The sequence below is a fragment of the Lentzea sp. NPDC037011 genome (assembly GCF_055607425.1).
In genome coordinates this window covers 179,937-195,016 of record NZ_JBVJRT010000003.1, presented here as the reverse complement: position 1 = coordinate 195,016, position 15,080 = coordinate 179,937, and the positions used below count along the sequence as shown (strand labels likewise).

The following is a 15,080-nucleotide window of genomic DNA, read 5'->3' as shown; positions in this document are numbered from 1 at the left end:
ACCGCTCACGGTGCTCCCGGTCACTTATCCAATTCTCAGATGTTTATCAGGCGCCTCTGCGGTTGTGAGTCCGTTGGACGCATTGCCGCCTTTGCCGACCGGAATGGAATTTCCGCGTCGAACGGCGTGCGTGCCATTCGGGTGGTCGGCCGCAACTCCATCGGCTGATTGTCGTCGATCATCGCGCGTGGTCGGGTGGTCGTGGCTGGACATCCGCGCAGGAGGAGGCGTCAGTGTCGATTCACCGAAGAGTTCCGAGGGGCCGGTTCAGGACCTGGGCCGTGGCCGCCGTGTCGGTCCTCGTGCTCGGGTCGGCCGGAGCACTCGCGCCGCCGGCTCACGCCGTGGTCCCCCACCTCACCTGCAACGTCAACGTGCAGCTCAGCTTCAGCCCCGCGCTGACCGCCGTGCAGACCACGGCGTCGGTGACGGCGGTGGCGAACCTGGTGAACTGCCTGTCCCCCAACGGTTCGCACCCGGAACTGGCCGGCGGTGCGGTCACCAGCGCCACCGGCACGGCCACCAGCCTCGGCGGCGTGCCGTGCAACCTGCTGCTCACCCTCACCGGCTCGGCGACCATCCTGTGGTCCCCGGGAGACGAGCAGACCACTTTCGACTTCACCGTGCGCACCAACGTGCTCGACGGCACCGTGCAGCTGACGACCTGGCAGACCAGCGGTCCGCTGATCGGTACCACCTCGCAGACGGTGGGGGCGGCCAACCCCAACCTCGACTGCCTCCTCAACGGCCTGTCCGGTCTGGCCGTGCCGATCGGACAGACCACCTTCCTCTGACCAGCGCTGGACGGTTCGGCCGCGTCCGTAATGGATACGTCACATCATGGCGGGGATGAACCGGCCGACACCGAACGTTCTCCTGGGTGAGAACCGAAGGCAGAGGAGTGACACTGTGACGGAGAAGGCAGTTCTCGCGGGCGGCTGTTTCTGGGGCGTGCAGGACCTGTTCCGCCGCCACCCCGGCGTCGTCTCCACGCGCGTCGGCTACACCGGTGACCCCGAGACGCCGAACGCGACCTACCGCCGCCACGGCAACCACGCCGAGGCCATCGAGATCGTGTTCGACCCGGCGCAGCTGAGCTACCGGCAGGTCCTGGAGTTCTTCTTCCAGATCCACGACCCGTCGACGCGCAACCGGCAGGGCAACGACATCGGCGCCAGCTACCGGTCGGCGATCTTCTTCGAGACCGACGAGCAGAAGCGCGTCGCCGAGGAGGTCATCGCGGAGGTCGACGCCTCCGGCAAGTGGCCGGGCAAGGTCGTCACCGAGGTCACGCAGGCGACCGACTTCTGGGAGGCCGAGCCGGAGCACCAGGACTACCTGGAGCGCTACCCGAACGGTTACACCTGCCACTACGTCCGGCCGGAGTGGCAGCTGGGCGAGCGGTAGAGATCGCCGCACGCATCGACGAGGGCCGTCCACCGGACGGCCCTCGTCGGCGTTCACTCAGAAGAACGTTCGGGCTTGGCCGGTTCGTCGCCGACGGGTCGTGACGTGTCCACTGCGGGCTCCTCCGCGACCGTGCGCGCCTCGATCACCTCGCCGAGGTACCGCACGACCACCGCCACGGCCGCCGCGACCGGGACGCTGAAGAACGCGCCCGCGATGCCGTAGAGGCTCGTGCCGGCGGTGACGACGAGCAGGACGACCGCCGCGTGCAGCCGCAGCCCGCGCGACTGCAGGATCGGTTGCAGCACGTTGCCCTCGACCTGCTGCACCACCACCACGATGACCAGCATGATGATCGCCGTCGTCGGCCCGTTGCTGACCAGCGCCACCAGCACCGCGAGCGCACCGGCGACGAACGCGCCCACGATCGGGACGAACCCGCCCAGGAACGTCAGCGCGGCCAGCGGCACCGCGAGCGGCACCCCGAGGATCAGCAGCCCGAGCCCGATCAGCACCGCGTCGATGAGGCTCACGGCCGCCTGGCTGCGGATGAAGCTGCCGAGCGTGGCCCACACCCGCTCCAGCACCGTGGTGACGTGCCCACCGGCCCGCTGCCCGATGATGCCGCGCAGCCACGGCGTGAACCGCATGCCGTCCTTGACGAAGAAGAAGGCCAGCAGCAACGCCACGACCGTCGTGACCAGCCCCGACGTGACGGCGCCCGCGCCGGTGAGCAGCCCGGTCGCGATCGAGCCGATGCTCGACTTGACCTGCTGCACGCCCTGGTCGATCAACCGGTCGAGGTCGGTGCCCTTGAGGTTGAACGGCGGCCCGGCCACCCACCGCTGCGCCTGCTGCACCGCGTCCTGGGCGCTGCGCGCGATCTCCGGAACCCCGGACGCGATCGACGACGAGATCGCCGCCACCACCCCGCCCAGCACCACGAGCCCGCCGAGCAGCACCGTCGTCGCGGCCAGCGCGGCGTTCCACCCCTTCGACATCAGCCACCGCGCCGGCGGCCACAGCACCGTCGTGATGAGCAACGCCAGCAACACCGGCATCACCACCACCCACAGCTTGCCGATCAGCCACGTCAGCATCCAGAAGCCGAGCGCGGCCAACGCCACCCGCAGACTCCACCGCGCGAGCCAGCTCACGCCGTGCCCGATGGCCTCGCCCTTGTCCGTCCAGCTTCGATTGCGATCCACGAGGTCAGTCTCTCGTGATCTAGCCCGAACGGGTGTCAGGACGCGCGACTCCGTTACGACTTCGCGGCCCGCCCCCAGAACGCGTCCTCCTCGGCGAGGTCTGCGGTGAACAGCCACACCTCGACCACCTGCTCCCCCTCGACGCGCCCCGGCACCGTCCATCGCGGCACCGGGGCGCGTCGCGACCTGTCCCTCGCGGACCTCGCCGGCCCGCATCGCCAACACGTGGACGGCGGCGTCGACCTGACTCAGCTCTCCGCCTTCTTGGTGAACGCCGCGAGCACCTCGGCCCACCCACCGGTGTTGTCCTCGTGCGCCCGCACCCGCACCTCCTCGGACGCCGCGAGCGCCGCGAACCCGCTCTCCACCACCCGCAGCCGCACACCGGCCTCCTCCGGCGTGAGCGTGAACTCGACCAGGGTGGTGTTGTCCGCGGTCAGCTCCGCGCCGGCGAACGCACTGGCCCACCGGTACGCGACGTAGGACTGCGGCGTCACGGTCTCCACCCGAACCGGGTAGTCGCCGTGCTGCTCGTTCCTGCACAGCGTCGTCTCCCCCTCGACCGCCGTGCCGGACGGCTGCGACGCCACCCAGAACCCCGGCTCAGTCACCAGCTGCCAGACCCGGTCCAGCGACGCCTCGATCAGGGTCTCGCGTTCGATCCGGTCCACGCTCACGACAGGCTCCTCAGTCCGGCTTTATTTGCAACCTCAGGGTTGCACATCATTCGACCGATGTGCAACTGCCAGGTTGCACCAAGTGTGGCCGCGGAACGCGGTCGAGCACCCGTTTCCCCCGGCGAGGGCGGCGACCGCCACCCGGACGAGTGACGACTAAGATCACCGCGGTGACCACCTACGACGATCTTGAGCACCTCGACACGTCGGTGCTGCCGGAGCGCCAGCAGAAGATCCTGGTCGCCATCCGCGACTGGGTGGTCGAGCACGGCTACTCCCCCAGCACCCGCGAGATCGGCGAGGCGGTGGGCCTGCGGTCGTCCTCCTCGGTGTCGAAGCACCTGGCGGCGTTGGAGGACAAGGGTTTCCTCAAGCGGGGCGCCTCGGTGACGCGGCCGATGGACGTGCGGGTCTTCCTGCACGAGCCGGCGACCGCCCGCTCCTCGGCCGACTCCGTCCCGGTGCCGGTCGTCGGTGACATCGCCGCCGGGTCGCCGATCTCGGCGATCGAGCACGTTGACGACGTGCTGAGCCTGCCGCGCGGGCTGGTCGGCCACGGCAGCAACGTGTTCGCGCTGCGCGTGCGCGGTGACTCGATGGTCGGCGCGGCGATCTGCGACGGCGACATGGTGGTCATCCAGCAGACGCACGAGGCGCACAGCGGACAGATCGTCGCCGCGATGATCGACGAGGAGGCGACCGTCAAGGTCTACCAGCGCCGCAACGGGCACGTGTTCCTGGAGCCGCGCAACCCCGCCCACGAGGTCATCGACGGGGACAACGCGACGATCCTCGGGGTTGTCGTGTCGGTGCTGCGCAGCGTCTGAAGCAGGAGCTGCACCACGCCCAGCAGGTACAGCAGCAACGGCCCCCGGCTCACCTGCACCAGCAACCCGATCGGCACCGGTCCCAGGACGCCGAAGTGGCACCACACCGCCACCACCGCCGCGAGCACGGACAGTCACAGCCGCCGCAGGCCTTGCCGATCCCCCGCACCTCCACCATGCACCCAGGATCAGTGGGAATAGCCGGGCGCCCCACGCGTTAAGGTAGATGCAAACGCATAGAACTTCAGACAGAAGGAGGCGGGGACCGTGCAGTTCGGAGTGTTCTCGGTGAGCGACATCACCAGGGATCCGGTGAGCGGCGAGACCCCCAGCGAGGCCGAGCGCATCGACGCGATCGTCCAGATCGCGCAGAAGACCGAGGAGGTCGGGCTCGACGTCTTCGCGATCGGCGAGCACCACAACCCGCCGTTCTTCTCGTCCGCGCCGACCACCCTGCTGGCCGCCATCGCGGCGACCACGCGGAAGCTGGTCGTCAGCACCGCCACGACGCTGATCACCACCAACGACCCGGTGCGCATCGCCGAGGAGTACGCGATGCTGCAGCACCTGGCGAAGGGCCGCATGGACCTGATGCTGGGCCGCGGCAACACCGCGCCGGTCTACCCGTGGTTCGGTCAGGACATCCGGCAGAGCCTGCCGCTGGCGCTGGAGAACTACAACCTCCTGCACCGGTTGTGGCGCGAGGACGTCGTGGACTGGGAGGGCAAGTTCCGCACGCCGTTGCAGGGCTTCACCTCCACGCCGCGACCGTTGGACGACCTGCCGCCGTTCGTGTGGCACGGGTCGATCCGCACGCCGGAGATCGCGGAGCAGGCCGCCTACTACGGTGACGGCTTCTTCGCCAACAACATCTTCTGGCCCAAAGAGCACTACATGCGGCTCATCAAGTTCTACCGCCAGCGGTTCGCGCACTACGGCCACGGAACGGAGAAGCAGGCCATCGTCGGTCTCGGCGGGCAGGCCTACATCGCCAAGCGGTCGCAGGACGCGCTGAACGAGTTCCGCCCGTACTTCAACGAGGCCCCCGTCTACGGCCACGGGCCGCGGATGGAGGACTTCATGGCGCAGACCCCGCTGTCGGTCGGCAGCCCGCAGGAGGTCATCGACAAGACGCTGACCTTCCGCGAGCACTTCGGCGACTACCAGCGCCAGATGTTCCTGATGGACCACGCCGGTCTGCCGCTCAAGACCGTGCTGAACCAGCTCGACCTGCTGGGCGAGGAGGTGGTTCCGGTGCTGCGCAAGGAGATCGAGGCGCGGCAGGACCCGGAGACCGCCAAGCCGCCGACGCACGCGGTGCGCCTGAAGGCCAAGTACGGCGACGGACCGGTCCGCCAGCCGCGGCCGAACGCCAACCGCGGCGACAACGTCACCGGTGGCTCGCCCTACCAGGACTCCGAGTGAGGTAGGCGCGGTGACCAGGGCGAACGAGGCGTGGGAGGCGCTGATGACCTCCTACGCCGTGCTCGTGAAGCGGTTCAACGCCGAGGACGTGTGGGGTGACCTGAGCATGCGCGAGTACGACGTGCTCTACACCCTGTCCAAGTGCGACGGTCCACTTCGGATGAGCGAGCTGAACCGGCACGTGCTGCTCAGCCAGCCCGCCCTGTCCCGCATGGTCGACCGGCTGGTCGACCGCGGGCTGGTGGACCGCTGCCCCGATCCCGGCGACCGGCGGGGTGTTCGCCTGTCGCTCACCCCGGCCGGCCGGGAGACCCAGCAGGCGATCGGCCGCCCGCACGCGCGCAGCGTCACGCGCGCGTTGAGCGTCCTCACGCCGCAAGAACTCGACCAACTCGCCGCGATCTGCGGCAAGCTCAGCCAGAGCGAGGAGTAATGGGCACCACCTTCCAGCTCGCCGTCGTGTCGGCGGGCACCAGCGACCCGTCGTCCACCCGGCTGCTCGCCGACCGCGTCGCCGGCCGCGTCACCGCACTGGCCGGGCAGCGGTCGCTGACCGTGCGGACGCAGGTGGTCGAGCTGCGCACGCTCGCCACGGAGATCGCGAACGCCCTGGTGTCGAACCACGTCGGCCCCGGGCTGCAGCAGGCGATCACCACGTTGCAGCACGCCGACGCGGTCGTCGCCTCGACGCCGGTCTACAAGGCGGGCGCGAGCGGCCTGTTCACGTCGTTCTTCCAGGTCCTCGACAACGACCTGCTGATCGCGAAGCCGGTCGTGCTCGCCGCGACCGCCGGCACCGCCCGGCACGCACTCGTGGTCGACGACCAGATCCGCGGGCTCTTCGCCTACCTGCGGACGGTGGTCGTGCCGACGTCGCTGTTCGCGGCCACCGAGGACTGGACGGACCCCGCGCTGAACAAGCGCATCGACCGCGCGGCGCTGGAACTGGTGGCGCTCATGGCCTCCGGTTTCGAGAAGCAGGTGCGCGAGGAGTCGTGGGGCAGCTACCAGCACGAGTTCGGCAGCGCGGGCGGTACCGAGCTGTCGATCGACCTCGACTCCGACCTGATGCGGCTGGCCGCCGGCGGTTCGACCGGCAAGTAGCGCCGCGCCAGAGGCCCGCGCCCGCGCGAGAGCTCCTCGCGCGGCACGGACTTCGCGGCCGAGTAGAAGCCGTTGTCCCCCAGCACCTTCGCGGTGAGCGAGCCAGCGAACCCGGCGGGCATCTCCACGAAGGCGTCCACGCCCGCCATCCTCGCCCCGGACCCCGGTGGTGCACCCCGGGCCTCACCCGCGTGGCGCGACCTCCATCTCGCCGAGGCGCGACCAGTCGTCCTGCTCGACGACCTGGCTCACGATCCGCGGCGTCTCCGCGAGGTACTGCGGCAGCTCGGCCTGCGCGGCCTTGAAGTGGTCGGACTGCACGTGCGCCGCTCCCGCGTCACCGTCGCGGAACGCCTCCACGAGCACGTACTCGGTGGGGTCGTCGAGGCTGCGCGACCAGTCGAACCACAGGCAGCCCGGCTCGGCCCTGGTCGCCTCGGTGAAGGAGCGGGACAGCTCCGGCCACGCGTCGGCGTGCTCGGGCAGGACCGGGAACTTGGCGGTGATGAAGATCAAGGAGGCCTCCTTCTGCGGTGATCACCACCGAGCCTAGGGGGTGCCGGGTCGGCCCACAGCCCGGCCGGTGGAACCCGGCCGCGGTGCGCGGCACGCGCTGCGGAGTGCGCCGACCTGCGCGACCATCGGCGCCGTGCCCGAGATCGACACCCGCAGGCGGAACCTGGTCGTCGCCGCCGTCCTGCTCGCCATGCTGCTGGCGGCGCTCGACCAGACCATCGTGTCCACCGCGCTGCCGACGATGGTCGCGGACCTCGGCGGTGGCGCGCACCTGTCGTGGGTGGTGACGTCCTACCTGCTGGCCGAGACGATCATGACGGTCCTGATCGGCAAGTTCGGCGACCTCTACGGGCGCAAGCGGACGTTCCTCATCAGCGTCGTGCTGTTCCTGGTCGGCTCGTTCTTCGCCGGCTGGTCGGAGTCGATGGGGATGCTGATCGCGTTCCGCGCGGTGCAGGGGCTGGGCGCCGGCGGACTGATGGTCACGTCCACGGCGATCATCGCGGACGTCGTTCCGCTCCGGGAGCGCGGCAAGTTCCAGGGGTTCGCCGGTGCGGTGTTCGGCATCGCCACGGTCGCGGGGCCGCTGCTGGGCGGGCTGTTCGTGGACCACCTGAGCTGGCGGTGGGCGTTCTACGTCAACATCCCGCTCGGCGTCGCGGTCATCGTGGTCGCCGTGGCGGCGCTGCCGGCCATCAGGACGGACGCGCGGCCGAAGATCGACTACGCGGGCATCGCGCTGATCGCGCTCGCCGCGACCGGGTTGACGCTGGTCACGAGCTGGGGCGGCACCGAGTACGCGTGGACCTCGCCGACGATCGCGGGGATGGCGGCGGGTTCGGTCGTGCTGCTCGTGGCGTTCGTGCTCGTGGAGCAGCGGGCCGCGGAACCGATGCTGCCGATGCGGTTGTTCCGCAGCCGGGTGTTCACGGTGTCGGGCATCCTGAGCTTCGTCGTCGGGTTCGCGATGCTCGGCGGCATCACCTACCTGCCGATCTACCTGCAGTACGTGCGCGGCGAGTCGGCCACGGCGTCCGGGCTGTGGATGCTGCCGCTGATCGCGGGACTGATGGCCACGGCGCTGCTCACCGGCACCACCATCAGCCGCACGGGCAAGTACCGGCTGTTCCCGCTCATCGGGTCCGCGGTGCTGACGGCCGGCCTGTTCCTGATGTCCAACCTCGGCACGGACACCAGCTACTGGCTGATGGGCGCGTTCATGGTGGTGCTGGGCGCAGGCATCGGCCTGGTGATGCAGGTGCCGGTGATCGTCGTGCAGAGCACCACCGGCTACAGCGACCTCGGCGTGGCCACCTCGGGCATCAGCTTCCTGCGCACGATGGGCAGCTCGTTCGGCGTCGCCCTCTTCGGCACGATCTACGCCAACCGGCTGCCGGAGAACGTCGTCGTGCCCGACGGCGTGGACCCGCGGGCCATCGCGAGCCCCGCGGCCGTGCACGCGCTGCCCGACGTCGTCCGTGCGCCGATCGTCGCCGGGTACGCCGAGACGGTGCAGACGATGTTCCTCATCGCCGCCCCGATCGGCCTGGTCGCACTGCTGGTCGCCGTGTTCCTGCCCGAGGTGCCGCTGCGGGACACCTCCCGCGCCGCCGCGACCGGCAACAGCGGTGTCGGCGAGAGCTTCGCCGCGCCGCCGTCGAACTCCTACGACGAGCTGCGCAAGCTGGTGTCCGCGGTGGTGGCGAGGTCGTGGGAGGACCCCGGCGCGGCGGTGCTGCGGCGCTCGGGAGTCGGCCTGCCGCTGGAGCAGGCGTGGCTGCTCGGCCGGGTCTACAAGGCCTCCGCCGACGACGGTGTCGCGACGTTGGACGAAATCGCCGCTATGACGCAGGTGCCCGGCGGGATCTTCGCCCCGACCGCGCAGGCACTGGTCCGGTCGGGGCACCTGGCGTTCCACGACGACGGCTACCGCTTCACCGACCAGGGCGCCGAGGTGTTCACGCAGCTCGTGCGGGCGTGGCGGCGGTGGCTGCTCGACCAGCTGCAGGACTGGCACGAACCCGACCACCGGGACTTCGCGCGGGCGCTTGACTCGTTCACCGACGAGCTGATCGAGAGCGGTCGCGCGCTGAGCCGCACCTGACGCCGGACCTCCACCGCGGCGAGCGGCCGGCGAGCTACGCCGGCATCGACTGGTCCAGCTCGACCCCGGCCAGCATCCGCTGCGCTCGTGGGAAGTCCCGCAACTGCACGGAAAGCAGGTCCAGGGCCGGTTCCAGCACCCGCACGGGCACCCCGCGCGCGTTGAGCACGTCACCGGTCCACGCCATGAAGCCGTGGAACAGCGAGTCGTCGTCGACGTACAACGCGGTCGCGAGGAAGTCCACGATGTGCGCCAGGTCCTCGGCGGTGTGCTGGCGCTGCTCGGAGCTGTAGGCGCGCATCGCGGGCACCCGCTCCTCCAACCCGCGGAACACCGCGCGCACGAGGTCGTTCGCGGTCCGCTTGACCAGCGTGTACTCCTGGTCGGCCAGGTGCGGCAGGTCGTCGATCGGCTGGTGCGGCGAGGTCGGCACCGGCAGCTTCTGCGACAGCAGCATGTCCGCGGCGGACCGGGCGTCGGCGGCCCACGCGTTGGCTCCGAACCGGCGCGCGTACTCGCCGTCCCGGCCGAAGGCCGCGCCACCGACGATCACCGGCACGCCCGCCGCCTGGCACGCCGTCATCGTGGCGTGCGCGACGGGCAGCCTGGTCGCGATGGAGCTGGACAGCGCCAGCACGTCCGGGCCGGTGCGGTGCAGGTGGGTGATCAGGTGCGGGGTCGGGACCTGCGCGCCGAGGTAGTCGACGGCGAACCCGCGCAGCGACAGCACCTCGGCCAGCAGCCGGGCGGGCAGCGCGTGCCACTCGCCGTCCACGCAGGCCACGGTCACGCGCCCGTGCGTGGGCTGCTGCCGCGGCCGGGTGATCGTGAGCGCCGTGACCGCGCGTTCGTTGATGGCGGTGATCGCGTGCTCCTGCGCGACGCTGATCCGGTTCGCCGCCCACTCGCGGCCGACCCGCTGCTGCACGGCGCCGATCACGTCGAGCAGCACGAACTCGTGCCCGTACCGGTCCGCGGCTTCGAGCACGAGGTCGGTCGCCCGGTGCTCGTCACCGTCCAGGACGGCCTCCCAGAGCGCGTCGAGCGCCGTCACGCGGACCTCCGCCGGGGTGCGGTGACCGACATCACCGCGATGTCGTCGTGGGCACCCGCGCCGACCCAGTTCGCCGCGAGCATGTGCACGTGTTCGACCAGCGCCTCGGCGGGCATGCCGCCGCACGACGCGAGCGCGCGCCGCAGCCGTTCCTCGCCGAACTCCTCGTCGCCGAGCGGTCCGCCCACGGCCTCGATGATGCCGTCGGTGTAGAGCAGGCAGGAGTCACCGGGGCCGAGCAGCACCTCGTCGGTGGTCGTCGTGATCTCGGGCAGGATGCCGACCAGCGTGCCGCGCGTCTTCGCGGCCTCGACCAGGCCGTTCGCGCGCACGATCAGCGGCGGCGGGTGCCCGCCAGAGGTGAGGGTGAGGCGCAGGCCGTCGTCGACCGGCCGGACGGTGCCGACGACCACGGTGATGAACCGCGACCGGTCGGTGGTGAGCAGCGCCTGGTTGAGCGCGCGCAGCACCCGGTCGTGGTCGTCCACGACCTGCAGCAGCGCGTGCAGCGTCGTGCGCACCTTGCCGGTCTGCACGGCCGAGTCGAGACCCTTGCCGCACACGTCGCCGAGCACGACGAACAGCTCGTCGTCCGGCAGCTCGTGCACGTCGTAGAAGTCGCCACCGACCCGCTCGGTGTCCGCGGCCGCCCGGTAGCGCCCGGCCAGCTCGACCCTGTCGTAGCGGCGCAGCACCGGCGGCAGCAGGTCCCTGGTGAGCCGTTCGGTGATGACCGCCTGCTGGGTGAACAGGCCGGCCGCCGACATCGCGACGCCCGCCCGTGAGGCGAAGAGCCGCGCGAACGCCTCCTCGTCCTCGCTGAACGGCTGGTCGCGGCGCACCAGGATCAGCGCACCGGCCGGCACCCCGTGACCGGGCAGCGGCGTGACGACGATCGACACGACGTCCTTGGCCAGCCAGTCCGGCGCCGCGGCCGGGTCGATCCACCGCGACGGCACCGGCGGGAACCCGCGCAGCGCCTCGCCGAGCCCGATGACCTGCTCGACGTCGAGGTGCTGCAGCTCGTGCGTGGGCGACCCGCCGCGCACGCAGCGCGTGACGGGGTGCCCGTGGTTCGACTGCGGCGCGATGACCAGCGCCTCGTCCGCGAGGTGGGTGGCGGCGAGCTCGGCGACGACGGTCATGCAGCGCTCGGGGTTGAGCGAGGTCATCAACGCGCTCGACATCCGCGTCAGCAGCGCCGTCCGCTCGCGCTCCAGCTTGAGGTCGGTCTCGTCGAGCAGCCACCAGGTGACCGAGCCGTCCTCGTTGTCCACCCGGTGTGCGGCGTAGGTGCGTTCGGAGACGCTGACGGAGTCACCGTGCTGCCACTGCAGCTCGGCGACCTGGGAGGGGAAGATGCTCTTGGCTGCCTCGTTCATGCCGTGCACGGCACCGGCGGCATCGGCGACGAGTGCGGGGCACGGCGAACGCAACCAGTTCATGACCGCGACCACGTGTCCCAGTGTCTCACCCGAAACTGATCAAGAACAACGTTTGGCAGCCGCGCGGCGCGGGTAGGGACCCTCACACGACCTCCACCGTCACCTCGATGGTGTCACCTGGTCCAACCTGTTCCTTCTTCCGGACGGCGGCTTTGACCGGCAGGACGTAGCAGCCGCTCGCCTTGTCCGGGAACACCGAGGTCGACCAGCTGCTGGTGCCGACGCCGGCCCGGACCTTGACCGAGCCGAAGCCCGCGCCGGGGGTGGCCAGGTCGCGGATCTCGTCCGAGACGTCCTCGGGCAGTGTGACGAACGTCCAGGTGTCCAGGCGGCGGGCCTCCCACAGCCAGAGCTCCGCGTCGAAGACGAACATCGGTCCATTGTCCCGTAGTCGGTGGTTGCCCCCAGAGCGGCATCAAGCCCGTCCCGGTTCATCCATCCGGCAGCACGAGGTGACCACCAGTCATCTCAACCCGCTCGATGATTCCCCCGTTGTGGTGACGAAGGCCACCGACCGAATCGGTCGGTTTACCTACCGAATCGGTTGGTGAACACCGTAAAGTCGGGTTCATGCCACGCCAGCCCAGGACCGGAGTCGACGAGTCGATCCTCGACGCCGCTGCGGCGTTGTTCGCCCGCCACGGCTTCGAGCAGACCTCGCTCAAGGCCCTCGCGGACGCCGCCGGCCTGTCCAAGGCGGGGCTGCTGCACCACTTCCCCAGCAAGGAAGCCCTCTTCGAGGCCGCGTGGGAGCAGAGCCGCGTCATCTGCCGGCACGTGCTCGACCTGGTCAGCGACCTGCCGGCCGGACCGGCACGTGAACGGCGGGCGCTGGAGCTGCTCACCGACTACGCGCTCGACCGGCCGGGCATGGTCGCGCTGCTGTTCCGGTCGATGACGGCACCGGGCGAGGACCCGCAGCAGGCGCAGGACGAACTGCTGCTCAACGAGATGTTCGTCATCGAGCCCGAGCAGGAACTGCCCCGCGCGATCCGGATCGTCGGCGCGCTCAGCGCCATGGCCGTGCTGACCCTCCTGGCCAACCAGGAGGGCGACAAGACGACGTGGCGCCCCTTGATCCTCGCTACCTGTTATGACGCACTCGGGCACCGGGAGGCCTGAACACCATGGCGAAACTGCTCTACCGGCTCGGACTCGGTGCCCACCGGCACCGCCTCCCGGTCGTCCTCATCTGGCTGCTCGTGCTGGTCGGGTCCGGTGTCGGCGCGTTCACGCTCGGCGGTGAGACGTCCAACGCGATGTCCATCCCCGGCCAGGAGTCGACGACGGCGCTGGAGCGCATCCAGCAGAAGTTCGGCACCGGCGAGACCGCGCAGGCTCGCGTCGTCGTGTACGCGCAGGACAAGCTGCCCGCGCACGCCCAGGCCGTGACCGAGCTGGTCGGAGACCTGGGCAAGCTCGACGGCGTCACGTCCGCGACGAACCCGCTGGACCCGGCCCGGCCGAGCGTCAACAAGGACGTCGACACCGGCTACAGCACCGTCACCTACGACGTGAAGCCCGGCGAGGTCACCGCTGACCAGCGGACCGCGTTGCTCGGCGCCGTCGACAAGGCGCGGGCGCAGGGCCTCACGATCGAGGTCGGCGGCACCGCGATGCAGGAGACGCCGCACGTCGGCGGCCCGACCGAGGCCATCGGTGTCGTGCTCGCCCTGGTCGTGCTGGCGCTGACCTACGGCTCGCTGGTGACCGCCGGCATGAACCTGCTGAGCGCGGGCATCGGCGTCGGCATCGGCACGCTCGGCATCACCATCGCCACCGGGTTCATGGACCTGCAGTCGACCACGCCGATCCTCGCCTCGATGCTGGGGCTCGCGGTCGGCATCGACTACGCGTTGTTCATCATCAACCGCTACCGGCAGGAGCTGCGCCGGGGTGCCGACGTCGGCCACGCCGTCGCCACCGCGGTCGGCACCGCCGGGTCCGCCGTCGTCACCGCCGGTCTCACCGTGGTGATCGCGCTGGTCGGCCTGGTGATCGCGGGCATCCCGTTCCTCACGCAGATGGGTGTCGCGGCCGCCGCCACGATCGTCGTCGCCGTGCTGATCGCCATCACGCTGGTGCCCGCGGTGCTGAGCATGCTCGGCCGCCGCGTGCTGACCCGCAAGGAGCGCTCCGCGTCCGAGGCCGAGCCGGTCGAGCCGAAGGACCGCGGTGTCATCCGCGGCTGGGGCGGCCTGGTCACCAAGCGCCGCGTCACCGCGCTGCTGCTCTCGGTCGTCGCGCTCGGCGTCGTCTCGATCCCGGTCGCGTCCATGGACACCACGCTCATCCAGCGGCCGCCGGCCGGTTCCACCCAGGAACGCGCTGACCAGCTGCTGGCCCGCGGGTTCGGCGAGGGCTTCAACGGCCCGATCATCGTGCTCGTCGAGGGCGACAACGCCGCCGCGACCGCGACCAAGGCCGCCGAGCCGCTCTCGAAGCTGTCCGACGTCGCACTGGTGACGCCGGCCCAGCCCAGCGCCGATGGCGGGTCCGCCATGGTCACCGTCATCCCGAAGTCCGGCCCGGACACCGCGGAGACCGAGCAGCTCGTTGCCGACCTGCGCACCGAGCTGTCCGACCTGGACGGCGGCAAGGCCTACGTCACCGGTGCCACCGCCGTGAGCGTCGACGTGGCCACCTCGCTGGACCGCGCGCTGCCGATCTACCTGGCCGTCGTCGTGGGCCTCGCGCTGGTGCTGCTGGTGCTGGTGTTCCGCTCGCTGCTCGTGCCGCTGGTGGGCGTGCTCGGCTTCCTGCTGACCATCGGCGCCTCCCTCGGCGCCACGGTGGCGGTGTTCCAGTGGGGCTGGCTGTCCGGCGCGGTCAACCTCGACGGCACCGGCCCGTTGATCAGCCTCACGCCGATCCTGGTGATCGGCATCCTGTTCGGACTCGCCATGGACTACCAGATCTTCCTGGTGTCGCGGATGCACGAGGCGCACCACCGCGGTGCGAAGCCGATCGAGGCCATCACCACCGGCTTCCGCCAGGCCGCACCGGTCGTCGTGGCCGCCGCGCTGATCATGTTCTCGGTGTTCGCGGGCTTCGTGCCCGCCGGCGAGCCCACCGTGAAGTCCATCGCCTTCGCGCTGGCGGTCGGCATCTTCGTGGACGCGTTCGTGGTCCGCATGGTGCTGGTGCCCGCCGCGCTGGCCCTGCTCGGTGAGCGCGCCTGGTGGCTGCCGAAGTGGCTGCGCTGGCTGCCGGAGCTCGACGTCGAGGGCACCGCGCTCGACGACTTGCCGGCCGCGAAGAAGGCGCAGGAACCCGTCGCGGTGAGCTGACCCCGACACGCGACTCGCCCCAG

The 15,080-nt window shown here is 70.5% G+C and carries 15 protein-coding genes; 9 read left to right on the top strand and 6 right to left on the bottom strand.

Going from position 1 to position 15,080, the window contains the following annotated elements; translation table 11 throughout:
• Window positions 1-281 precede the first annotated feature (281 nt).
• Window positions 282-794, top strand: coding sequence for a hypothetical protein (locus ACZ7CH_RS09500; RefSeq protein WP_360401325.1), 513 nt, complete (start codon window positions 282-284; stop codon window positions 792-794).
• A gap of 115 nt (window positions 795-909) precedes the next feature.
• The gene (msrA, locus tag ACZ7CH_RS09495) at window positions 910-1,407 is read left to right on the top strand and encodes a peptide-methionine (S)-S-oxide reductase MsrA (RefSeq protein WP_470373556.1); all 498 of its coding nucleotides are present in this window, start codon (window positions 910-912) and stop codon (window positions 1,405-1,407) included.
• Between the two features lie 53 nt (window positions 1,408-1,460).
• Here the strand turns inward: msrA and ACZ7CH_RS09490 are convergent, their stop codons facing one another.
• On the bottom strand, window positions 1,461-2,615 hold the full coding sequence (locus tag ACZ7CH_RS09490) for an AI-2E family transporter (RefSeq protein WP_470373555.1): 1,155 nt from the start codon (window positions 2,613-2,615) through the stop codon (window positions 1,461-1,463).
• Window positions 2,616-2,863: 248 nt separating this feature from the next.
• Window positions 2,864-3,292, bottom strand: coding sequence for an SRPBCC domain-containing protein (locus ACZ7CH_RS09485; RefSeq protein WP_470373554.1), 429 nt, complete (start codon window positions 3,290-3,292; stop codon window positions 2,864-2,866).
• A gap of 170 nt (window positions 3,293-3,462) precedes the next feature.
• Between ACZ7CH_RS09485 and lexA the strand changes: the two genes are divergently transcribed.
• The 4 genes from lexA (at window position 3,463) to ACZ7CH_RS09465 (ending at window position 6,648) form a co-directional block, all read left to right on the top strand.
• Window positions 3,463-4,119: a transcriptional repressor LexA gene (gene lexA, locus ACZ7CH_RS09480; RefSeq protein WP_470373553.1), complete on the top strand. Its 657-nt coding sequence runs from the start codon at window positions 3,463-3,465 to the stop codon at window positions 4,117-4,119.
• Window positions 4,120-4,386: 267 nt separating this feature from the next.
• A complete protein-coding gene (locus ACZ7CH_RS09475; protein WP_360401310.1) occupies window positions 4,387-5,544 on the top strand; it encodes an LLM class flavin-dependent oxidoreductase in 1,158 nt (385 codons plus the stop codon).
• A gap of 10 nt (window positions 5,545-5,554) precedes the next feature.
• Window positions 5,555-5,977 (top strand): MarR family winged helix-turn-helix transcriptional regulator, encoded by a 423-nt coding sequence (locus tag ACZ7CH_RS09470; RefSeq protein WP_470373552.1) that lies wholly within the window; start codon window positions 5,555-5,557, stop codon window positions 5,975-5,977.
• The gene (locus ACZ7CH_RS09465) at window positions 5,977-6,648 is read left to right on the top strand and encodes a CE1759 family FMN reductase (protein WP_458431673.1); all 672 of its coding nucleotides are present in this window, start codon (window positions 5,977-5,979) and stop codon (window positions 6,646-6,648) included. Before ACZ7CH_RS09470 ends, ACZ7CH_RS09465 begins: the two co-directional genes overlap by 1 nt.
• A gap of 183 nt (window positions 6,649-6,831) precedes the next feature.
• Here the strand turns inward: ACZ7CH_RS09465 and ACZ7CH_RS09460 are convergent, their stop codons facing one another.
• Entirely contained in the window at window positions 6,832-7,164 is a 333-nt protein-coding gene (locus ACZ7CH_RS09460) for a putative quinol monooxygenase (protein WP_360401301.1), read from the bottom strand.
• Window positions 7,165-7,297: 133 nt separating this feature from the next.
• On the opposite strand from ACZ7CH_RS09460, the gene ACZ7CH_RS09455 reads away from it, so the two are divergent.
• Entirely contained in the window at window positions 7,298-9,268 is a 1,971-nt protein-coding gene (locus ACZ7CH_RS09455; RefSeq protein ID WP_470373834.1) for an MDR family MFS transporter, read from the top strand.
• Between the two features lie 34 nt (window positions 9,269-9,302).
• On the opposite strand, the gene ACZ7CH_RS09450 is transcribed toward ACZ7CH_RS09455, so the two are convergent.
• The 3 genes from ACZ7CH_RS09450 to ACZ7CH_RS09440 form a co-directional block, all read right to left on the bottom strand.
• A complete protein-coding gene (locus ACZ7CH_RS09450) occupies window positions 9,303-10,322 on the bottom strand; it encodes a cobalamin B12-binding domain-containing protein (protein WP_470373551.1) in 1,020 nt (339 codons plus the stop codon).
• On the bottom strand, window positions 10,319-11,767 hold the full coding sequence (locus ACZ7CH_RS09445) for a PP2C family protein-serine/threonine phosphatase (RefSeq protein ID WP_470373550.1): 1,449 nt from the start codon (window positions 11,765-11,767) through the stop codon (window positions 10,319-10,321). The genes ACZ7CH_RS09450 and ACZ7CH_RS09445 overlap by 4 nt, the downstream gene beginning before the upstream one ends.
• A gap of 82 nt (window positions 11,768-11,849) precedes the next feature.
• Window positions 11,850-12,140 (bottom strand): DUF1905 domain-containing protein, encoded by a 291-nt coding sequence (locus ACZ7CH_RS09440; protein ID WP_360401289.1) that lies wholly within the window; start codon window positions 12,138-12,140, stop codon window positions 11,850-11,852.
• Window positions 12,141-12,337: 197 nt separating this feature from the next.
• On the opposite strand from ACZ7CH_RS09440, the gene ACZ7CH_RS09435 reads away from it, so the two are divergent.
• Window positions 12,338-12,889 (top strand): TetR/AcrR family transcriptional regulator, encoded by a 552-nt coding sequence (locus ACZ7CH_RS09435; protein ID WP_470373549.1) that lies wholly within the window; start codon window positions 12,338-12,340, stop codon window positions 12,887-12,889.
• A 5-nt stretch (window positions 12,890-12,894) separates the two neighbouring features.
• A complete protein-coding gene (locus tag ACZ7CH_RS09430; RefSeq protein ID WP_470373548.1) occupies window positions 12,895-15,057 on the top strand; it encodes an MMPL family transporter in 2,163 nt (720 codons plus the stop codon).
• Window positions 15,058-15,080: the final 23 nt, after the last annotated feature.